Genomic DNA, 21,150 nt, shown 5'->3' on the forward strand with positions numbered 1-21,150 from the left:
CGAACGAATACTGTCGGAGGCCAGTTGCACACTTGAAGCATGGAAACGAACCCGTACTTCGAAGTGACCTATCTGGATACCGACTGCGGCCGCATCCGCACCGAGACATTCGACGACGCCCGTGCAGCGGAACGCTTCGCCAGCCGGCGTGCGGCCGATGAAGAGGGCTGGGCGATCATCGACGCCGTGCCCGGCGCGCAGCGCCAGAAAGCAGCCTGACCACGTCTGGGCCGGCCTGAGCCCGGCTCGGGCCAGGATGGTCGGCCCAACAACGAGGGCCTCCACCCGGCATGGGTGAAGGCCCTGGTGTGGTCCGGTTCAGCGACGGATAAAAGCCGGCGGCCGGACCGCGGACTGGCTTTAAGCGAAGTCGGCCACTGCCGGGTCCGCACCGATGCGCCCGGCACCCTCGGCGGAGTTGTCCAGGCCGTTGATGGCCTGGATGTCCGTTTCGTCCAGCGTGACGTCCAGGGCGGCGTAGTTTTCCCGGATCCGTGACTCGGTCACGGACTTGGGGATGACCACGTTGCCGATGGCGAGGTGCCACGCGATGACAACCTGCGCCGGCGTGACGCTGTGCTTCGCCGCGATCTGGGCGATCACGGCGCTCTCCAGCAGCTCACCGCCCTGGCCCAGCGGCGACCATGCCTCGGTCAGGATGCCCTTGGAGGCGTTGAATTCACGCAGCTCGGCCTGGTTGAAGAAGGGGTGCAGTTCGATCTGGTGGATGGCCGGCACAACGCCGGTCTCGTCGATCAGACGCTGCAGGCCTTCCTTCGTGAAGTTGGAGACGCCGATCGACTTCACGCGCCCCTGCTTCTGGAGCTCGATGAGGGCCTTCCAGGTGTCCAGGTACTTGTCCTGCTTCGGCTGCATCCAGTGGATCAGGTACAGGTCCAGGGTCTCAAGGCCGAGTCGTTCCATCGAGGATTCGAATGCCGCCAAGGTCGACTCGTAGCCCTGGTCCGCGTTCCACAGCTTGGTGGTGATAAAGATTTCCTCTGGGGTGAGCCCGGAGCGCTCAATGGCGCGGCCCACGCCGGCCTCGTTGCCGTAGATCTTTGCGGTGTCAATGTGGCGGTAGCCTGCTTCGAACGCCTGGACAACCACCTTTTCGGCTACGTCGTCTTCAACCTGCCACACCCCGTAGCCGAGCTGGGGAATGGTGTTGCCGTCATTGAAAGTCAGTTCAGGAGAAGATGTCATCCGTCCATCCTGCCAACTTCGGAGTGGTCCGGCCACAGCGGGAGCGGATCTAAGCTAGCCGCGTAATCGGGAATACCGGCCCCACTTTGCGGCCTCAGCCCCGGCTCACCGGCCCCGGGACCTCAGCTCGCCGCAGCCTCAGCTCGCCGCGGCCCTCAGTTCCCCGCGGCCTTCAGTTCCCCGCCGGGGCTTCATTCAGGCGCCGTTCAGCGTCGCGGACGTGCTCCTGCACGGCCTCGGCGCGCCGCCGGACCGATTCTGCGCCGGCGGGCACGGGACCGACCGCCAGCCGGAGCATAGCGGCCGCCTCGGCCGTTGTGGCCAGTGAGTTGCCCGCGGTGGACAGGGAGCGGTGGACGCCGGCCAATGCGCCGGGAATGTCAAGGCCGTCGCTGGGTGACCGCCTTTGGGCCTCGACGCAAATGGCCCGGACGCGTGCCGCCAGTTCGAACAGTTCGTTGGCGATCTCCACTAGTTCGGCGTAGAGCGCGTCGTCGTCCACGCCGTCCAGGACCTGGTGGTAGCGGTCCAGGCCGCGGGTAAAGCGGTCGTTCGCCCGCCGCCAGAGTCCCTTGCCCAGCTCGGCGTCGTCCCTCTTTCCCTGCCGGGCGGTACGGAAGAATCCCAAGGTTCGCCTAGAGGTACTGGCCGGGACCGTGGTCCGGATCTGCGGATTCCGGTAGCGGGGTCCTGTCCGTGCCGGATCTGGGCGCCCCTGCCCGCTGGGGTTCACCGTTCTCACCGATGATGACGCCCGGCGCGATCACCGTTCCGGGGGGCAGCTCCCGGAGCTGGCGCTGGGCGGCGTGCTCCCTCGCTGCGTGCTGCGCCGCGAGCGCCGTCTGGATGCCGTGGAAGAGGCCTTCCAGCCAGCCGACGAGCTGGGCCTGCGCGATCCGCAATTCGGCGTCCGAAGGTGTGGTGTCCTCGGTGAACGGGAGGCTTATCCGTTCGAGTTCCTCCACGAGCTCGGGCGCGAGGCCGTCCTCGAGTTCCTTCAGCGAGCGCTCATGGATCTCGGCAAGCCGGGCCCGCGCGGCGTCGTCCAGCGGCGCAGACTTCACCTCGTCCAGCAGCTGCTTCATCATGGTTCCAATCCGCATGACTTTTGCAGGCTCATCCACAAGGTCCTGCAGCTGGCTGCCCTTGGGGCGGGGAGGTTCTGGCTGCAGGCCGTCGGAGTGGCTCGGTGGTCCCGGCCGGTGGGCTTGCACGGCGGGGGCCGGCTGCCCGGCCTCCCCCGCGGGCGGGTTCCGGAGCCGTGGCCCCGTCGAGGGGGGTGCCCTCGACGGGGACGTCTTCGGCAGACTGGGTGGCGTTGGGATCGCTCATGGCTTCATACTCTCATGAGCCGGCAGCCGGGACCCGGCCAGCCGCCTCAGCAGCACCGGCCCTGCGGGTTGCTGTCCTGGCGGTCCGTCTGGTCCCGCCAGAACTCGCGCTCGGTCAAGGGCGGGCCCGCATGACCCGAGCTGGCATGGTGCTCCAGGTACTTGGCGTAAGCATCGGCTCCCATGACTCCGCCCAGATAGCGGGCGAAGCCCCGGAAGCCTGCCATCACCGCATTCATGCCCGGCTCCGCATCAGTGGTGCCCGGCCCTTTCGAACCGCTTGTCCGCCGGGAGCTTGTTCCACTCGGCCAGGAGCTCGCGCTCGGACGCGGTGGGCACCGGGCCCGCCGGGGCGAAAACGCGGGACGCAAGGGCGGGGTCCTCATGGTCCGTGCTGGGCACACCAGCCCTGGCATTGCGGAACGCCTTGTACGTGGTCAGCAATGCCGTCGCGATGACGATGATGCTGAGAACCACGAAGATGACCGAGAGCCAGCCCTGGATGGCGGTGTTGCGGACCACGGCCTCCATGGCCGGAACGGTCTTGGCCGTGCCGAAGGACGTCTTCCCTTCCGCGAGGGCCTTGGCGAACGCCGCGTTGTTGGCGAAGTAGCCGACCGCCGGAGTGGGGGAGAAAATCTTCTGGTAGCTGGCCGTAATGGTGACCACCGCCGCGAAAGTCAGCGGCAGGGCCACGATCCAAAGGTACTTGAAGGTGCCCCGCTTTGCCACGATGGCAAGGCAGACGGCCAGCGCAATTGCCGCGAGCAGCTGGTTGGCGATGCCGAACAGCGGGAACAGGGTGTTGATGCCGCCCAGAGGGTCGGTCACGCCCATGATCAGCACGGCACCCCAGGCGCCCACCATGACGGCCGTGGCCAGCCAGGCCCCGGGCCGCCAGGAAGCTTCCTTGAACTTCGGCACGAAGTTCCCGATCGAGTCCTGCAGCATGAAGCGGGCCACCCGGGTGCCGGCGTCGACGGCGGTCAAGATGAACAAGGCCTCGAACATGATCGCGAAGTGGTACCAGAAGCTCATCATTGCGGTGCCGCCGATGAACTGCTGCATGATGTGCGCAAGTCCGACGGCCAGGGTGGGTGCGCCGCCGGTACGCGAGATGATGCTCTCCTCGCCGACGTTGGCGGCCGTCTCGGCCAGATCGCTCGGGCTGACGTTGACGCCGGACAGACCCAGGCTGTTGACCCACGCGGCCGCCGTCTCCACGGTGCCGCCGGTCAGGGCAGCGGGTGCGTTCATGGCGAAGTACAGTCCGCGGTCGATGGAGATCGCGGCAACCAAGGCCATGATCGCAACAAAGGACTCCATCAACATTCCGCCGTAGCCGATGAAGCGGGTCTGGCGCTCCTTCTCGATCAGTTTCGGCGTCGTACCCGAGGAGATCAGCGCGTGGAATCCGGAGAGGGCACCGCAGGCGATGGTGACGAACAGGAACGGAAACAGCGAGCCGGAGAGGACCGGACCGTTGTCCCTGCTGGCGAATTCGCTGAAGGCCGGGACGGAGACTTCCGGGCGGACCACGACGACGGCCAGCGCCAGCATCACGATGACGCCGATCTTCATGAAGGTCGAGAGGTAGTCACGGGGGGCTAGCAGGAGCCAGACCGGCAGGATTGCGGCGATGAAACCGTAGATGATGAGGGCCCAGGCCAGGGTGACCTTGTCGAGGGTGAAGAGCTCGGTACCCCACCCGGTGCTCGCCACGGCGCCGCCGCCGATGATCGCAGCCATCAGCAGGGCAAAGCCGATCAGGGAGACTTCCATGATTTTTCCGGGCCGGAGGAAGCGCAGGTAGACGCCCATGAAAAGGGCGATCGGGATGGTCATGCCGACGGAGAAGACACCCCAGGGGCTCTCGGCCAGGGCGTTCACGACCACGAGGGCCAGGATCGCGACAATAATGACCATGATCAGCAGCGTGGCGATCAGCGCGGCAGTTCCGCCGATCACGCCGAGTTCCTCGCGGGCCATCTGGCCCAGGGAACGTCCGCCACGGCGCATGGAGAAGAACATGACCAGGTAGTCCTGGACGGCACCGGCCAGCACGACGCCGATGATGATCCAGATGGTGCCCGGGAGGTACCCCATCTGGGCAGCGATGATCGGGCCCACGAGCGGGCCGGCGCCGGCGATGGCGGCGAAGTGGTGGCCAAAAAGAACGTTTCGGTCCGTACGGACGTAGTCCTTGCCGTCGGCCTTGTATTCAGCCGGGGTGGCGCGGCGGTCGTTCGGCCGGAGGAGGTAGCGCTCAATGAACTTGGAGTAGAAGCGGTAGCCGATCAGGTAGGTGCAGACGGCTGCAAAAACGAACCAGATCGCGTTGACGGTTTCACCGCGGACGATCGCGAGCATGAACCAGGCCACGGCGCCCAGCAGGGAAATTGCCACCCAGGTGGCGATTCTGGCCGGCGTCCATCTGCGCTCTTCAGCCTCGCGGACGGAGTCGTCCACGAATGTTGGCGGCAACGCCGGATCCGGCTCGATGCCGTCCGCAACCTGTAAGTTTTTTGGCGTGCCTTCTGGCAATGTGCCCACGTCTCCTCCTTGAGAAACCTAGCTGGACAGGATCCAATTAACGGATCCGCCCCAAGGCACCTTACCAAGCGGCGGTATGCACGGTCGTCGCTTCGCGGTAGCGGTGCGCCGGGCGGTTCGAAGGTGGCGGTGAACGGCGGCTCAACCCGCCGAGAGTGGCTAGCGCGGCGGGTTGGCCAGCTGCATCAGCCGGGCCTCGCAGAGATCGAGCCAGCGGACTTCGGCCTCGGTCTGGAAGATGAGGGAGTCCAGGACCAGGAGCCGTGCCGTATCAGCAGGGCGAGCCTGCGCTGCCGTCTCGCGCCGGGCCCTGGTGTAGTCCTGCAGGGCCTTTATCGATACTCCGCGCTGGGCCTGGATAATGGCGCCGACGTCGACGCCGGGCACAGTCAGCCCGAGGGCGAGTTTGATGGCGAGTTCATTCCGCGAGGGCACGGCGCGCGAAACTGGAGACGTAAACCAGCCGCTGACTTCGGTTCGCCCCTCAGCGGTGATCCGATAGACCACGTGGCCTTCGCCGTCGGCGCCCTCTTTGCGTACCAGGCCGTCGCGTTCCAGCCGGTCCAGCGTGGTGTAGACCTGCCCGATGTTCAGTGGCCAGGAAGCCCCGGTGCGGTCCTCGAACTCGTTCTTGAGCTGATAGCCGTAGCGGGGGCGGTCCTGCAGCATTGCGAGGAGGCTATGACGGATCGACATGATGCTCCCGGAGGTAGCGGGGACCACAGCATACACGCGCCCCAAGACGCGTGTATACCGCGTATGGAACTCACCCTATCGCCAGGCCGGGGCCCGAAGCAAAAGGAGTATTCCGGTAACGGCATATTCCTTGAGGTGCTTGGTGGCCGCCTACATCACGAGGAGGATCTTGCCCACGTGGTCGCCGGAGTCGAAGTAGCGGTGTGCGGCCTGGACCTGGTCCAGCGGGAACGTCTTTGCCACGAGCGGCCGGATGCGGCCGTCGGCCAGAAGCGGCCACACGGCATCGCGGACCGCATTCATAATCACGGTCTTTTCTTCTACCGGCCGCGGCCGGAGTGCCGTGGCAATGATGGCGGCACGCTTGCGGAGCAGCTGGCCGAGGTCCAGCTCTGCTTTTGCTCCGCCCTGCAGCCCGATGACGACGAGCCTGCCGTAGTCGGCGAGGGCGTCTACATTCCCGCTGAGGTACTTGGCGCCGACGACGTCGAGGATGACGTCCGCGCCTTTGCCGCCGTTTTGTGCGCGAAGGCTTTCGGGAAAGTCCTCCTCGGCATAGTTGATGGCGATGTCGGCGCCGAGGAAGGCCTTCGCCGTGCTGACTTTCTCGGCCGTCCCCGCGGTCGTCGCCACCACTGCACCGACGGCCTTCGCAAGCTGGATGGCCATGGTGCCGATCCCGCCGGTGGCTCCGTGGATGAGGACTGTCTCGCCCGGTTGCAGCTGCGCTGTCATGATCAGGTTGGAATAGACGGTAGCTGCGACCTCCGGGAGGGAGGCAGCCGTGACAAGATCGACGCCCTCGGGAACCTTCAGGACCTGCCCGGCCGGAACTGCCACCTGCTGCGCGTACCCGCCCCCGGCCAGCAGTGCTACCACCTTGTCCCCCACCGAGAAAGGCTTCGCCACGCCTGGCCCGAAGCCGGCAATGCGGCCGGACACTTCCAGGCCGGGGATTTCCGAAGCGCCGGGCGGGGGCGGGTAGTGGCCCTTGCGCTGCTGGACGTCGGCGCGGTTAAGCCCCGCCGCGACGACGTCGATGAGCACTTCGCCCGGGCCGGGCTCCGGGGACGGGACTTGGCGCACTACCAGGGCCTCGGGACCGCCGGGCTCGGAGATATAGACAGCCTTCATGGAGAACTCCCGATTCCTTACTCACTTCGCGCCGGACGGCACCTGCACCAGCCGCGTCCGGGCTGCAACTTCAACAAGGGTAAATGGGGGAAGGCGTCCTTTGCCGCCAGCCCCGCCATTTTTTGTGGCAGCCGACTGCCTATGAAACACTACTCGTTAGGGAAGGTTGTCCGAGCGGCCGATGGAGCTGGTCTTGAAAACCAGTGTGCGGTAACCCCGTACCAAGAGTTCGAATCTCTTACCTTCCGCGAGAGCGCAGAGTTTGCGCGGTTTAGAGGCCGGTTGAGCCAATCGAAAGATTGGCTCAACCGGCCTCACTCGTCTCGCCAGTCGGTTCACTCGCAGTCGCTTCGCTCGCAGCGGTTCGCTCGCTGCGGGAGGGACGGGCCGCCGTCGTCAGTCCTGATCAAGCGTTTCCGTGAGGTGATGGGTGGGAATCCTGTCCCGGTCGTAGGTGATCTCGGTGTAGCCGTGCGCCTCCGGCCGCCCCGAGGGGCTGAGGTTCACGAAGACGATCTCCTCGATGGTGAGGATGCTCTGCCTCGTGATCATGTTGCGGACCTCGGCGCGCATGGTCAGGGAAGTCCGGCCAAACCGCGTCGCCGTCAGGCCCATCTCGATCAGATCACCCTGCACGGCAGAGCTGACGAAGTTGATTTCCGAAATGTACTTTGTGACGGCGCGCCCGTTGCCGAGCTGGAGGATGGCGTAGATGGCCGCTTCCTCGTCAATCCACTTCAGCAGGCTTCCGCCGAATAGCGTCCCGTTGGCGTTAAGGTCCTCGGGGCGGACCCACTTACGGGTCCGAAAGGTGATGTCTGCTGTTTCCATAGGCCGAGGTTATCCGAGCCGGAGCAGCCATTGAAACTGTCGGTCCCCCGGCATAGTCTCTCTGGTGTCTCGACCATCCCTACCCGCATCCACGCAACGAGGCATGGGCTGCCGCGAAGAGCAGGAGTACGCAATGCCAACACCTGACCACTCCAATGGAGCACCGTGCTGGATCGATCTCATGACTTCGGATACCGAAAAGGCCAAGGACTTCTACGGGACGCTCTTCGGCTGGACCTTCCAGACCGGCGACCAGGAAAAGTACGGCGGGTACATCACGGCGGCGAAGGGCGGCAAGACCGTTGCGGGCATGATGCAGAAGGATGACTCCATGACCGGCATGCCGGACATGTGGAGCACATACCTGCGCTCGGACGACGCTGCGGCCACCGTGCGGGCCGCCGCGCAACACGGTGGACAGGTTTATATGGAGCCTATGGCTGTGCCGGAGCAGGGCCGCATGGCCATGATCGCCGACGTCACCGGCGCTTCCGTCGGAATCTGGGAGCCGGCCGAAATGAAGGGCTTTGAGCTGGCGGCCGAGGCCGGCTCCCCGGCATGGCATGAGCTCCACACCAAGGACTACGCAGCCGCGGTGAAGTTCTACCAGGACGTGTTCGGCTGGGACACCGACGTCATGAGTGACACTCCTGAGTTCCGGTACACCACGTTGGGCGCCGGGGATGCCGCCAAGGCAGGGATCATGGACGCCTCCGGCTACCTTCCCGCCGAGGTCCCGTCCAACTGGCAGATCTATTTCGCCGTTGAGGACGCCGACGCCTCGGTTGAAAAGGCCGTGTCCATGGGCGCCCAGGTCATCCACGCAGCCGAGGACACCCCGTTCGGACGGCTTGCCACCCTGGCGGACCCCACCGGCGCCATGTTCAAGATCGTGGCTGACACCGGACAGGGGGCGCAGGCTGCCACGGAGGCCTAGCCGGGATTTCCCGACGGAAAGCTGTAGGAACGGGAGGCTAGAGGAACGCTCCTCCAGCGAGGGACATGCTCGATCCTGGGCTGCAGCGGGGGACATATGGGCATCATGTCCAATCCTTGGCCCGGGGCGCGGAGCATGCTCAATGGCCGTGGAGGAGCCAGTGGGACATGTCCATTCCTCGGCCCGTCCGCGGAACATGCTCAGTGGTTGTGGTCAGAGACCTAGGATGTCGCGGGCGATTTCGTCGGCGTCACGCAGGGTGCGCTGGCCGCTGCGGTAGGCCGGGCCGTTCTTCTGCCGGGCCTCGGCGGCGATGGCCGTTCCCCACTGCGCGGCCGACAGCTGCAGCCCAAGGACGTAGAGGCCGTCCGTCACGGAACCGTTGGAGCCCACCGGGCGGTACGGATGCGGAACCACGTCCAGGCCGGTGGTCTGCACCGGGACGCCTTCCACCGTCATCATCAGGCGCGGCCGCACCAGCCCCTCCTTGAGCAACTGTTCCAGCAACGGTGACTCGTTGATGGTGACCCGGTTGGCCGGGGCGAGCGCTTCAATCAGGGATGCGGCTGCCACGGGCTCGCCCTGGGCATCGCCGGCGCCGGTCCCGCCGGAGCCCGGGTGCGCGGCGCCGTGGCTGCCCGGGGCGCCCACCCACGGCGAGGCCGCCGTGAAGGTCCCTGCTTTGCGGTCCACCCCGAACTTCGGGTCCGGTCCCACGAAGCGGACGACGCCGGCCCGGGCCAGTGCTGCCAGCTGTTCCGCGCGCAGCGCGGGCGGGCCGCTGGCCAGGCCTTCCACAAAGGATTCGAACCAGCCTCGGAGCCCGGCCACCCAGGATTCGTCGGTGATGCCGCCGTCGGCCACCGCCGTCTTGAGTACGGCCCGGCCATGATGCAGGGCTCCGATCGCCATCTTCACCGGGTCGTCCTCACCGAGCGCGGAACGCCGGGCATCATCGAGGAGGTACTCCACGACGGCTGCGTCCAGCTCGGCACGGGAGCCGAACGAGCGGCCCGCCAGCGGCGCCGCCAGACCCAGCAGGTCCAGCCGGTGGGCCGGCCGGACCTGCAAATCGATCACATCCTCAACCGCATCCTCCCACTTGGCGGCGCTGTGCGCATGGGGGCGCAGGGACTCTTCCAGAGTTTGAAGGAACTGATCGGGATCGGTGAGGACGGCGCCCGGTTGCGAGCGGGCGAGCGTCGAATAGTAGGCCCAGATGGCGTCGCGGTGCAGGAGTGGCCACAGATCATGGTCGAAGGCGGGCTGGATCCCCGCCTCCGCGAACCGGGACAGCGCGCCCTCGGTGCAGTACCGCAGCATCACAGCCTGCGGGTAATACCCGTCGAGCGCGGCCTTGGCCCTGTAGGGGGTGCCCCGGCGGGAGGCCGCGATGATGAGGGGCTCGCGGCCGGAGGGCCGGTAGCTCAGGCGGCCGTCCTCCCCGGGGACAAAGGTACCGCCACGGCCTTCGGTCAGCTGCCCCATGACGTCGAAGAAGTTCAGGCCCATGCCCCGAACCAACACCGGCTCTGCCGCCGGCACCCGGGACCAGTCGACGTCCGCCGGCGCGGCAGGCGGGAGGTAGAGCAATCCCAGGTCCTCGGCGGCGGCCTTGAGTTCGCGCTGTTCCGGGTTGAGCCGCGACTCGAGGTGGCCAAGCGCCAGCACCACCGCGTCGACGGTGAGCACCGCTCCGCCCCGCAGTACGACGTCGAACTTCCGGCTCCCCGGCCGGCCGCCTCCCGGTGCGCTGCTGCCGCCCGCTTCCGCCCCGTCCGCGGCCGCCTGCCGGACGGAGACCGCCGTCGTTTCGTGAAAGTCCACTGTGACCCCGGAGGGCAACCGGGAGAGCAGTTCTTCGAGTGTGGACCGCAGGTAGCGGCCATACAGGGCGCGGCTGGGAAAGTCCGCGGAGCCCAGCCGTGACAGTTCGGCGCGTTCCTCCGCGGTGAGCGAGGGGTGAGGATCCTGCTGCTGCTGTTCGCGCCAGCGGTCAAAGGTGCACCCGGCCAGCGGGGCCGCCAGCTCCGGGTCCTCGGGAACGATCGTCGGGTAGAACGACTGCGTGTTCATCAGGTACAAGCGGGACTGGCCGGGCTGCCACACATGGCCCGGGCCGGCAGGGTGGGGATCAATCACGTCGATGTGGAGGGTGGCGCCAGGGGTTGCCGGTGCCCAGTTCGCAAGCAGCCGCTCCAGCACACTTGTGCCCCGGGGACCGGCTCCTATCAGTGCCGTCCGGATGCTTTGCGATATGACCACGGAATCCAGCGTATCGGCATCCGGCTTTGTCCCAGGACACCGGCGGAGGGGTGACTTGCCTGCGGCGCAATGATGTTGCTTGGATGGGAAAATGACCACCACCGAAGCTGCTCCCCCGCCCGCGCCCGGCCACCCCTCCGGACCCGTCGGCGCCGCAGGCACCGCCCCTGAACCCGTCGATGAGAACATCTGGCTGGAGGACATCTACGGCGAACAGCCATTAGCGTGGGTCCGCGAGCAGAACGCCCGGACGGAGGACCTGCTCGAGGATGGGCAGTACGCCGAACTCGAGGGCAGCATCCTGGAGGTGCTGGACTCGACCGACCGGATCGCGATGGTCGGCAAGCACGGCCAGTGGTACTACAACTTCTGGAAGGACAGGGACAACCCCAAGGGGCTGTGGCGCCGGACCAGCTGGGAGAGCTACCGCGGCGGATCACCCGAGTGGGACATCCTCCTCGATGTGGATGCGCTGTCCGCGTCGGAGGGCCAGGAATGGGTCTTCCATGGGGCCAATTTCCTCCGGCCGGCAAAGGGCGAGCCGCACCGGCGCGCCCTGCTGGCCCTCTCCCCCGACGGCGGTGACGCCAACCGCTACCGCGAGTTCGACGTCGAGTCCCGCAGCTTCGTGGACCCCGCCGCCGGCGGCTTCGACCTGCCGACGGCCAAGGGCAACGCCTCCTGGCTCGACGCCGACACGCTGCTGGTGGCCACCACCGCTGAAGGACTGCCCGGCACGACGTCCTCCTACGCCCGCACCGGCGTGAAACTGCGCCGCGGCGGCTCCCTGGCCGCGGCAGAGCGGGTATTCGAGATCCCCGAAGACCACATGATGGCGCTTGTCGCCCACGACTCCACCCCCGGCTTCGAGCGGACCTTCGCCGTGGACTGGATCAGCTTTTTCGAGCGGACCACCTCGGTGCTGCGGGACGGCCGCTGGGTGCAGCTCGATGTCCCCGTGGATGTGAACCTCAGCTCGCACCGCGACTGGCTGCTGTTCCGGCCGCAGAAGGACTGGACGGTCAACGGGACGGCGTACCAGGCGGGGTCCCTGCTCGCCGCCGGGTTCGAGGACTTCCTGGCAGGCAGCCGGGAGCTCGCCGTGCTGTTCACTCCGGATGCCCGCACCTCGCTGCAGTCCTGGAGCTGGACCCGGGACTTCCTGCTGCTGAACCTGCTCCGCGACGTGTCCTCGGAAATCCGTGTCCTTGATCCGCTGCGGCCCGGCACCGACGGCGCCTGGGCCTCGACCGTCCTGGACGCCTGCCCGCCGCTGCATGACGTCAACGCATACGCGGTCGACGATGAGGACGACGCCGGGGACGCCGACGACGACGGCACCGACGGTACCGGTGGCGGCTCCGTGATGGAACGCGAAGCCCCCGGCGCCGGAAACGACTTCTGGCTCGTGGCCACGGGGTTCACCACGCCCAGCACCCTAACCCGCGGCACCCTCACCCGCGGAACGCTGAAACAAGCGGAGAGCGCCGAGGACGGCAGCGGCGACGGCGGCCCCGGCGTGGTCAGCACGCACGAGGCGATCCGCACCTCGCCGTCGTTCTTCAACGAGGAGGCCTACGAGGTCCAGCAGCACTTCGCAGTGTCCACGGACGGCACCCGGGTGCCGTACTTCCAAGTGGCCGGCAAGGACCTTGTGCTCGACGGCCAGAACCCGACCCAGCTCTCCGGCTACGGCGGGTTCGAGGTTTCCCGGACCCCCGCCTACAGCGGCGTGATCGGCCGCGCCTGGCTGGAGCGCCGCACGGAAGGGTCGTTCGGCCCCGACGGCGACGGACCGCACACCCGCGGGGGCGTCTACGTCGTGGCCAACATCCGCGGTGGCGGTGAATACGGCCCGTCCTGGCACCGAGCCGCGCTGCAGGAGAACCGCCACCGGGCGTACGAGGACTTCGCCGCTGTGGCTATGGACCTCATTTCCCGCGGCGTCACCTCCCGGGAGCGCCTCGGCTGCGTGGGCGGGTCCAATGGCGGCCTGCTGGTGGGCAATATGCTCACCCGCTACCCGGAACTGTTCGGAGCCGTGTCCTGTGGTGTGCCGCTGCTGGACATGCGCCGCTACACCAAGCTGTCCGCGGGCTACTCCTGGATCGCCGAATACGGCGACCCGGACGTTCCTGAGCAGTGGGAGTTCATCAAGACCTTCTCGCCGTACCACCTGCTCCGCGACGGCGTGGAGTACCCGGAAACCTTCATCTGGACCGCCACCTCGGATGACCGCGTCGGCCCGGTCCAGGCCCGGAAGATGGCCGCACGGATGCAGGCCATGGGAATCCCCAATGTCTGGTTCCATGAAGCGCTCGAAGGCGGCCACGCGGGCGCCTCCGACAACCGCCAGGCCGCGGCGCTGCAAAGCCGCAGCCAGCACTTCCTGTGGCGGGCGCTGGCCGGAGACGGAGCCTGAGCAGGCACGTTTTGCACTGCATGGCCCCTTCTGCGTATCCTTGGTTGGCTAGTTACTAGCAATTGGAGACGTGCCAGAGCGGCCGAATGGGCTTCACTGCTAATGAAGTGTGGGGCACAACTCCACCGGGGGTTCAAATCCCCCCGTCTCCGCGTTTGGCCCCGGTCCTGGACCGGGGCCTTTTGCGTTCCCGGAACCGTCCAAGGCCCCCCGGTGCACCTGGCTTGTGGGTGCGCACGCAGCTCAGGGAAACCGCCCCGGCGCGTCCGGGCACCGGACACCCGAGGCCAACTCGCGGCCCAGATGGCAGGATGGGGCCCATGTCGAGCAACAACGCCTGGCCAGCGCCGCCTGGCACCCAGCCCGGCGCCGCACCGGTACCTGCATGAGTGAGCCGTCGCCCCCTTCCAACCCGCCCGGGAAAAGTCCCGTGGAGGCAGCGGCGGGCACTCCCGCGGACAAGTGGAGTCCCCGGCTGGCCCTGCTGGTGGCAGCCACGTTTTTTATGGAGTTCCTGGACGGCACCGTCCTGACCACCGCGGTGCCCAGCATCGCGGCGGACTTTTCAGTCCCGTCAGCAGACGTCAACATCACCATGACGGCCTACCTGATGACCGTGGCAATGGGGATCCCGCTCAGCGGCTGGCTGGCCGAGCGCTTCGGCGCGCGGTGGGTCTTCTGCCTGGCGATCGCGACGTTCACTGTGGCCTCACTGATCTGCGCAGTGAGCCAGGACCTGACCATGCTGACCCTTAGCAGGGTGCTGCAGGGTGCGGGCGGCGCCATGATGGTTCCCGTGGGCACGCTCGTTGTGCTCCGCGGAACCGCAAAAAAGGATCTTCTCCGCGCCACTGCCTACTTGGTGTGGCCCGGGCTGCTGGCACCGGTCCTCGCCCCCTTGGTGGGAGGCGCACTCACGACGTTCCTTTCTTGGCATTGGATCTTCCTCATCAATCTCCCGCTGGGTCTCGCGGCGTTCCTCGTGGCCCTGCGGCTGGTCCCGACCGCGCCGGGTGACGACAGCCGGCGCCTCGACTGGCGGGGACTTGCCCTCACGTGCCTGGGCGTGGGGTGCCTCGTGGTGGGTATGGAGCTCGCCGGTGGTCGCGGCTCCGATGCCTTTGCGGCCCTCAGCCTCACCGGAGGGCTACTGTTCCTTGGCCTTGCGGTCTGGTGGCTTCGGCGGGCGCCCTTCCCGCTGTTCGACCTGGGAGTCTTTTCCACCCGCACTTTCCGCGCCACGTCGACCGGCGGCTTCATGTACCGGCTGACCATCAGCGCGGTGCCTTTCCTGCTACCACTCATGTTCCAGAATGGCTTCGGCTGGGATCCGCTGCGCGCCGGAGCCTTCGTTGCCGCGGTGTTTGTCGGCAATATCGGGATAAAACCGGCCACCACTCCGCTCATCCGTCGCTTCGGCTTCAAGCACGTGCTGGTCTTCGCGTCGCTGGCGTCGGCGGCTACATTCGCGCTGTGTGCCATGCTGGACCCCGGAACCCCGGAACTGCTGATCGTAGCGCTGCTCGTAGCCAGCGGAGCTTTCCGGTCCATCGGTTTCTCGGCTTACGCCTCGGTGCAGTACGCGGACGTCGCCCCCGCCCAGCTGCCGTCCGCGAACGCTGTTTCCGCCACGCTTGTGCAGCTCGCGGCGGCAGCCGGAATCGCGGTCGCGGCCCTGGTGATACGGATTTCCGGCGCGAGCGGCCCGTTGCTGGGCGGGATGCTTGCGGCGGGAGAGGCTCCGGTGGCGCCGTACAGGGCTGCGTTCCTGGCGATTGCCGCGATGATGCTCCTAAGCACGCTGGACAGCCTTGCGCTGCCCCGCCACGCCGGAGCCGAGGTCAGCCGGCCTGCCCCAGCACCAGCGGCAGAACCGCTCCGGCGCCGGCGAGCCTGAGGGCCCTTCCTGCGACGGTCACGGTCCAGCGGCTGTCCACCAGGTCGTCAACGAGCATCACACTCTGTCCCTGCAGTCCGGCGAGTGCCGCTTCCAGGTCCGGGCCCACGACAAGCCGGTCCCAGACGCCGGCCAGGCGGTACGCGCTGTTGCCGCCCCGGCCGCCCGTGGGGCCGCCGTGTTCGAGCTGCAGCTGGCCGAGGTACGGGATGCGGCCGATCTCCGAGATGCCGCGGGCCAGCGAATCCACCAGCGCCGGCTTGGTGCGTGAAGGCACGCTGATGATAGCCGCCGGCCGTCCGACGCCGCTCCATCCCGGAGTGCGAGCGTCGCCGGCACCCCATTCCTTCAGAACCTGGACGCAGGCCTGCAGCATGCCGGGATCCACCGTGCGGTCCGGCGCACCGGCCGCGAAGGTCTCGCGCAGCGCACCGCCCCAGCCGAGGTCCGTGAGCCGCGCCAGGGCCCGGCCGCCGGCCACGTTCTCCTCCGGCTTGATTTTGCCCTTCACGCCCACGCCGAGGCGGTCCATGCCGCTGGGCCACTGCAGCCTGGGTTCCAGCGGCACCCCGGCACGGCTCAGCGTCTGCCCGGCGGCTTCAACGGCGGAGTCCGCGATGTCTGCCGGGAACCATTGGCCGGCGCAGTTGTCGCAGCGGCCGCAGGACTTGGCGGTCTCGTCGTCCAGGACCGAGGTGATGTACTCCATCCGGCATCCAGCGGTGTCCTGGTAGATGACCATGGAATCCTGCTCGTCCACCCGGGCTTCGGCGATCCTGCTGTACCGCTCGGCGTCGTACGTCCAGGGCTGGCCGGTGGAGCGCCAGCCGCCGCCCACGCGTTCCACGGCCCCGTCCACGGCCAGCACCTTCAGGAGCAGTTCCAGCGGCGTCCGGCGAAGGTCCACGCGTGCCTCGAGCGCCACGGTGGACACCGCGGTTCCCGCTTCGGCGAGCGCAGTCAGAACGGCCGCGGCCTTTTCCTCCGAGGGCATCGAGGCCGTGGCGAAGTACTGCCAGATGTCGCGGTCCTCCGCGCCGGGCAGCAGCAGCACATCTGCGTTGGCGGCACCTCGGCCCGCGCGGCCCACCTGCTGGTAGTAGGCCACCGGCGAGGACGGTGCGCCCAGGTGCACCACAAAGCCGAGGTCCGGCTTGTCGAAGCCCATCCCGAGGGCGGAGGTGGCCACGAGGGCCTTGACCTGGTTGTTCTTGAGGAGCTGTTCGGCACGTTCCCGGTCTGCGGGGTCCGTGCGGCCGGTGTAGGCGAGCACTTCGTGCCCGGCTTCGGCCAGGAGGCGGGCCGTGTCCTCTGCGGCGGACACCGTCAGCGTGTAGATGATGCCGCTGCCGGGCAGGTCTGAAAGGTGTGTCAGCAGCCAGCCCAGCCGGCCGCGGGAGTCCGGCAGGCTCAGGACCCCCAGACGCAGCGACTCGCGGCCCAGGGAGCCACGGATGGTCAGCACCCCGGTGCCCAGCTGCTCCTCAATGTCGTGGACCACCCGGGAGTTGGCCGTGGCCGTGGTGGCCAGGACGGGCACGGATTCGGGCAATTGGGTGATCAGGTCCGCGATCCGGCGGTAGTCGGGCCGGAAGTCATGGCCCCAGTCCGAGATGCAGTGCGCCTCATCGATGACCAGGAGCCCGGTGCGCCGGACCAGCTCCGGCAGCTGGTTCTCCCGGAAGGACGGGTTGGTAAGCCGTTCCGGTGACACCAGCAGGACGTCGACCTCGTCCGCGGCCAGCTGCTGGCGGACCGTGTCCCATTCCAGCTGGTTGGCGGAGTTGATGGCAACGGCCCGCACACCGGCCCGGGCCGCCGCCGCAACCTGGTCGCGCATGAGGGCCAGCAGCGGGGAAACGATCAGGGTGGGGCCGGCACCGCGGCGTCGCAGCAGCAGGGAAGAGACGAAATACACTGCCGATTTGCCCCAGCCGGTGCGCTGCACCACGAGCGCCCTGCGGCCGCCGTCCACGAGAGCCTCAATGGCCTCGAACTGGCCGGCGTGGAATTCCGCGGCCGGGTGACCGACAAGCTCGCGCAGTACTTCCAGGGCCTGTTCCCGCGTTCCGGCGCCCGCGGCTGCACCGGAGCCCGAAGCACCGGCAGTCGCTGGATCGGAGACAGGAAGGGTTGCAAAGTTCTGGGTATTGGCCATTGATTCAGTATCCCAGCCTCCTCGGACAACGATGAAGCCAGGCACTGGCATCTGGATAAAGACCGCCCAACAGGCCGCAGTCCGCCGCCTCTTCTCCTCCACACGATCTTAGGCTTCCACGTAAGATAAGACGCGTGACTACGGACAAGACGAAGACTTTTGATCTCTCGGCCTCCTTCAAGGCCTACGACGTGCGCGGAATTGTGGGCGAATCCATCACCGTGGAAATCGTCGAGGCTGTGGGTGCGGCGTTCGTCGATGTCCTGGACCTGCAGGGCCAGACAGTGCTGGTCGGTGGCGACATGCGCCCGTCCTCGCCCGAGTTCACCAAGGCCTTCGCCAACGGCGCGGCCACCCGCGGAGCCAACGTGCAGCTGCTGGACCTGATCTCGACCGACGAGCTCTACTACGCCTGCGGCGCCCTCGACGCTGCCGGCGCCACGTTCACCGCGAGCCACAATCCGGCGGCGTACAACGGCATCAAGATGGCCAAGGCCGGCGCCGTGCCGATCTCCTCCGAAACCGGGCTCAAGGAGATCCAGGCCCTCGCCGAGGAGTACCTCAACTCGGGCACCATCCCCGAGGCCGCCAGCCGCGGCCAGATCGGAGTCCAGGACGTCCTCCGCAGCTATTCCGAGTACTTGCGCAGCCTCGTGGACCTGCGCGGCTCACGGCCGCTGAAGGTCGTCGTCGACGCCGGCAACGGCATGGCCGGCCTGACCACCCCGGCCGTGCTCGGCGATGCCCTGCTGCCCAAGCTTCCGCTGGATATCGTCCCGCTGTACTTCGAGCTGGACGGCACGTTCCCGAACCACCCGGCCAACCCGCTGGAGCCCGAAAACCTGCGGGACCTGCAGACCGCCGTCGTCGAGCACGGCGCGGATATCGGCCTGGCCTTCGACGGTGACGCTGACCGGTGCTTCGTCATCGACGAGCGCGGCGAGCCCGTTTCGCCCTCGGCTATCACCGGCATGGTGGCCCGCAGGGAGATCGCCCGTGCGCAGGGGCTGGGCGAAGCCAATCCCATCGTCATCCACAACCTGCTGACGTCCCGGGCCGTTCCCGAACTGGTGGAGCGCCACGGCGGCCGCGCCGTCCGGACCCGCGTGGGCCATTCCTTCATCAAGGCCGTCATGGCTGCCGAGGGAGCCATCTTCGGCGGCGAGCACTCCGCCCACTTCTACTTCCGTGACTTCTGGAACGCGGACACCGGCATGCTGGCCGCCATGCACGTCCTCGCAGCGCTGGGCGAGCAGGAGGGTCCCCTGTCGGAGCTGGGCCGTGAATACGAGCCCTACGTGTCCTCCGGCGAAATCAACTCCGAAATCGAGGACAAGGCCGGCGCCGTGGAACGGGTCCGGGCGGACTTCCGGGCCGAGGACGTCAACGTGGACTACCTGGACGGCAGCACCTTCATCGCCGCGGACGGCAGCTACTGGTTCAACCTGCGTCCTTCCAACACCGAACCGTACCTGCGCCTGAACGTCGAGGCCACGGACAGAGGCACCATGGAACTCGTCCGCGACCGCGTCCTGGCTCTGGTCCGGGGCTAGGCGGCGATGGAGAGCCCCGACGCCGGAGCGCACGCAGCCCAAACCGGCACCGACCCGTTACTTCCGGCCGACCCTGCCAAGGATTCGTGGCGCGGGACCGTTCCAGAGGCCAGCGCCACCGACCTTGAGAACCTGCTCGGTACCGGAGTCGGCGCAGCCCAGGAGCAGCTGGAGCGCAACGGCGCGTTCCTGCCGTTTGCCCTTGTGGTCCACAACGACGGCGAAGTCCGGCTGGTGGCAGTCACCCCGGCCGATGCCGCCGAGGGCAGCGACGCAGACTTCGACGCCGACGCAATGATCAGCGATCTGACCGAACTGCTCCGGCAGCACCGGGCTGAGTTCCGCGCCGCCGCCGTGGTCTGCGACATCACCCTGCTGGAGGAGGATTCGGACGCCATCCACGTGGCCGCCGAGCACCGCGACGGTTCACTCTTTGCTGCCGTCCTGCCGTACACCGCGAACCCGGCAACCCATGAGCTGGAGTTCGGCGAGCTCGCCGCCGACACGAACGAGCCCGCCGTCTGGGTGGACTAGACCGGGCGGGCCTCCGGCATCCCGGCAACCTACCCATCGATTGCTCCGCAACGGCCCTTTTGAGGGGCCAAAAGGGCACTTGTGGAGCAATCGATGAGGCAACGACGCTCAGCCCGCGGCGGGCGCCCCGGTGATTGCATGGCCGAAGCGCAGCAGGTTGCCGGGGTCGTAGCTGGACTTCGCGGCCCTCATGCGTTGGTAGACCGCGGGCGACCATGCCCGGGCACGGTCCGCCTCATCGCCCGGCTCGCCGTGGAAGTTCACCAGCGTGTATCCGGTTGAATACGGAGCCATCGCGGCCAGGATGGCTCGGATGGATTCGGAGACAGCCGCAGCCACGGGCGGCAGCCTGAACCCCAGGAGGAACAGCAGGAACGCCGCGTCCCGTCCGGACACGGCGTCCGGCACAATCCCGCCCCGGGACAGCGCCCCGCCGAGGGGCCGGATCTCGATCAGGAGCAGCGGACAGTCAGTGCCGTCACCGGCAAGGCGGAGCAACTCGGCGACGGCGTCCTCGCCGAAATCGGTCAGGAGGGCGCCCGCATCCTGGAAGGGAAGTGGATCCGCCGGGTCCATATGGATCTGGTCGACATCCAGGTAACTCATGGGTCCGGCCGTGTCCATCAAGGGTGTCGAGACCGCGCGCATGGGCGCTAGCAGTGCATCGCCGTCCTCCTTATTCCCAAGGAAGGCAAAGCGCAGGTGGACGACGAACTGGCCACGGAGGGGTGGCGGCACGAAGTCCAGATCCGGAAGGCGCAGCAGGGAGATCGACGGCGAGGCGTCGTCGGGCAGCGTGGGCAGCCACTCACGGAAGGCGGTCAGGATGGCTGCCGCGTCCGCCCCGGGGTACATGATCCCTCCGCCGTAGAACTCGCCCAGCGGAAAGAGGCTGAACTCAAGCGCCGTGACGATGCCCAGGTTGCCCTTGCCCCCACGCATCAGCGAAAAGAGTTCGGCTTCGGTCTCAGCATCGATCCGGCGCAGTGCACCGTCGGCGGTGACCACCTCCATGCTGCGGACGTGGTCGGCTGCGAAGCCGTGGACACGGCCCAGGACGGGCAACCCGCCGCCGACCGTATATCCGACCACGCCGACGTCGGTGCTTGAACCGTGCAGTCCGATCAGCCCGTGCGGAACACTGGCTTCCAGGACGCTGCGCCATTTGACCCCGGCTCCCACCCGAGCGGTCCGCTCGACCGGATCGATGTGCACGTCCTGCAGCCGCCGCGTGGTGATGAGCAGGCCGCCGTCGACCGCCGATTCCGCGCCATGCCCGGTGGACTGGACGGACACCGGGAGGCTGCGTTCAGCCGCCCACTTCACGCCGGCGGCAACGTCCTGCGCGTCTGCGGCGCCGAGTACCACCTCGGGCCGGTGGACCGTGGCGGCATTGAACGCGAACGTCTCCTCCGCGAATTCCGGACTGTCCGGCACGGCCACGATGCCGCTGACCGCCGTGGACAAGGCACGGATATCGTCTTCGAGCAGCATGATGTACTCCTGAGCTCTCGCGTCCAGCGAGCAGGTCGGGGGCACGGCTGCATCCATCTGGAACGCCCCAGCACCCTTTTCCAGTCCGCGGCCGGCCCGGCTGGTGGATGCGCAAGAGCCTAGAAGGCTTGATGGGCGC

17 protein-coding genes and 2 tRNA genes are annotated in these 21,150 nt (G+C 67.5%); 8 read left to right on the top strand and 11 right to left on the bottom strand.

Features of this window, described 5'->3' with window-relative positions; translation table 11 throughout:
• The first annotated feature begins 39 nt into the window (after window positions 1-39).
• Window positions 40-219, top strand: coding sequence for a hypothetical protein (locus QFZ65_RS17590; RefSeq protein WP_306912032.1), 180 nt, complete (start codon window positions 40-42; stop codon window positions 217-219).
• Window positions 220-360: 141 nt separating this feature from the next.
• Here the strand turns inward: QFZ65_RS17590 and QFZ65_RS17595 are convergent, their stop codons facing one another.
• From QFZ65_RS17595 to QFZ65_RS17625, 7 genes are all read right to left on the bottom strand, one after another.
• Complete coding sequence (locus QFZ65_RS17595; RefSeq protein WP_306912033.1) at window positions 361-1,206, bottom strand: aldo/keto reductase; 846 nt, start codon at window positions 1,204-1,206, stop codon at window positions 361-363.
• A gap of 172 nt (window positions 1,207-1,378) precedes the next feature.
• Window positions 1,379-1,834: a hypothetical protein gene (locus QFZ65_RS17600; protein ID WP_306912034.1), complete on the bottom strand. Its 456-nt coding sequence runs from the start codon at window positions 1,832-1,834 to the stop codon at window positions 1,379-1,381.
• A gap of 7 nt (window positions 1,835-1,841) precedes the next feature.
• Window positions 1,842-2,309, bottom strand: a complete 468-nt coding sequence (locus tag QFZ65_RS17605; RefSeq protein ID WP_373427615.1) for a bacterial proteasome activator family protein — start codon at window positions 2,307-2,309, stop codon at window positions 1,842-1,844.
• A 275-nt stretch (window positions 2,310-2,584) separates the two neighbouring features.
• Window positions 2,585-2,776 (bottom strand): YbdD/YjiX family protein, encoded by a 192-nt coding sequence (locus QFZ65_RS17610; protein WP_306912036.1) that lies wholly within the window; start codon window positions 2,774-2,776, stop codon window positions 2,585-2,587.
• A gap of 13 nt (window positions 2,777-2,789) precedes the next feature.
• Window positions 2,790-5,090 (bottom strand): carbon starvation CstA family protein, encoded by a 2,301-nt coding sequence (locus QFZ65_RS17615; protein ID WP_306912037.1) that lies wholly within the window; start codon window positions 5,088-5,090, stop codon window positions 2,790-2,792.
• Between the two features lie 159 nt (window positions 5,091-5,249).
• Complete coding sequence (locus QFZ65_RS17620) at window positions 5,250-5,786, bottom strand: PadR family transcriptional regulator (RefSeq protein WP_306912038.1); 537 nt, start codon at window positions 5,784-5,786, stop codon at window positions 5,250-5,252.
• Window positions 5,787-5,936: 150 nt separating this feature from the next.
• Window positions 5,937-6,920: an NAD(P)H-quinone oxidoreductase gene (locus tag QFZ65_RS17625; protein ID WP_306912039.1), complete on the bottom strand. Its 984-nt coding sequence runs from the start codon at window positions 6,918-6,920 to the stop codon at window positions 5,937-5,939.
• A gap of 160 nt (window positions 6,921-7,080) precedes the next feature.
• On the opposite strand from QFZ65_RS17625, the gene QFZ65_RS17630 reads away from it, so the two are divergent.
• Window positions 7,081-7,168: transfer RNA gene (locus QFZ65_RS17630), tRNA-Ser, on the top strand.
• 148 nt (window positions 7,169-7,316) lie between these two features.
• On the opposite strand, the gene QFZ65_RS17635 is transcribed toward QFZ65_RS17630, so the two are convergent.
• Window positions 7,317-7,751 (bottom strand): acyl-CoA thioesterase, encoded by a 435-nt coding sequence (locus tag QFZ65_RS17635; RefSeq protein ID WP_306912040.1) that lies wholly within the window; start codon window positions 7,749-7,751, stop codon window positions 7,317-7,319.
• Window positions 7,752-7,884: 133 nt separating this feature from the next.
• On the opposite strand from QFZ65_RS17635, the gene QFZ65_RS17640 reads away from it, so the two are divergent.
• Window positions 7,885-8,688, top strand: coding sequence for a VOC family protein (locus QFZ65_RS17640; protein ID WP_306912041.1), 804 nt, complete (start codon window positions 7,885-7,887; stop codon window positions 8,686-8,688).
• Between the two features lie 213 nt (window positions 8,689-8,901).
• Here the strand turns inward: QFZ65_RS17640 and QFZ65_RS17645 are convergent, their stop codons facing one another.
• Window positions 8,902-10,953, bottom strand: coding sequence for an FAD/NAD(P)-binding domain-containing protein (locus QFZ65_RS17645; protein ID WP_306912042.1), 2,052 nt, complete (start codon window positions 10,951-10,953; stop codon window positions 8,902-8,904).
• A 91-nt stretch (window positions 10,954-11,044) separates the two neighbouring features.
• Between QFZ65_RS17645 and QFZ65_RS17650 the strand changes: the two genes are divergently transcribed.
• The 3 genes from QFZ65_RS17650 (at window position 11,045) to QFZ65_RS17660 (ending at window position 15,272) form a co-directional block, all read left to right on the top strand.
• On the top strand, window positions 11,045-13,375 hold the full coding sequence (locus QFZ65_RS17650; RefSeq protein WP_306912043.1) for a prolyl oligopeptidase family protein: 2,331 nt from the start codon (window positions 11,045-11,047) through the stop codon (window positions 13,373-13,375).
• Window positions 13,376-13,439: 64 nt separating this feature from the next.
• Window positions 13,440-13,527 (top strand) — tRNA-Ser (locus tag QFZ65_RS17655).
• A gap of 233 nt (window positions 13,528-13,760) precedes the next feature.
• The gene (locus QFZ65_RS17660; RefSeq protein WP_373427616.1) at window positions 13,761-15,272 is read left to right on the top strand and encodes an MFS transporter; all 1,512 of its coding nucleotides are present in this window, start codon (window positions 13,761-13,763) and stop codon (window positions 15,270-15,272) included.
• Here QFZ65_RS17660 and QFZ65_RS17665 read toward each other — a convergent pair.
• Window positions 15,217-17,430, bottom strand: a complete 2,214-nt coding sequence (locus QFZ65_RS17665) for an ATP-dependent DNA helicase RecQ (protein ID WP_306912045.1) — start codon at window positions 17,428-17,430, stop codon at window positions 15,217-15,219. The two genes, QFZ65_RS17660 and QFZ65_RS17665, sit on opposite strands and share 56 nt — an antisense overlap.
• Before the next feature lie 134 nt (window positions 17,431-17,564).
• Here QFZ65_RS17665 and QFZ65_RS17670 point away from each other — a divergent pair, with 134 nt between their 5' ends.
• Both QFZ65_RS17670 and QFZ65_RS17675 read left to right on the top strand, forming a co-directional pair.
• Window positions 17,565-18,983: a phosphomannomutase/phosphoglucomutase gene (locus QFZ65_RS17670; protein ID WP_306912046.1), complete on the top strand. Its 1,419-nt coding sequence runs from the start codon at window positions 17,565-17,567 to the stop codon at window positions 18,981-18,983.
• Window positions 18,984-18,989: 6 nt separating this feature from the next.
• Window positions 18,990-19,517, top strand: coding sequence for a hypothetical protein (locus QFZ65_RS17675; RefSeq protein ID WP_306912047.1), 528 nt, complete (start codon window positions 18,990-18,992; stop codon window positions 19,515-19,517).
• A 108-nt stretch (window positions 19,518-19,625) separates the two neighbouring features.
• Here QFZ65_RS17675 and QFZ65_RS17680 read toward each other — a convergent pair whose 3' ends face one another.
• Window positions 19,626-21,011: an FAD-binding oxidoreductase gene (locus QFZ65_RS17680; RefSeq protein ID WP_306912048.1), complete on the bottom strand. Its 1,386-nt coding sequence runs from the start codon at window positions 21,009-21,011 to the stop codon at window positions 19,626-19,628.
• Window positions 21,012-21,150 lie beyond the last annotated feature (139 nt).

This window comes from Arthrobacter sp. B3I9 (genome assembly GCF_030816935.1).
Classification (GTDB): Bacteria; Actinomycetota; Actinomycetes; order Actinomycetales; family Micrococcaceae; genus Arthrobacter.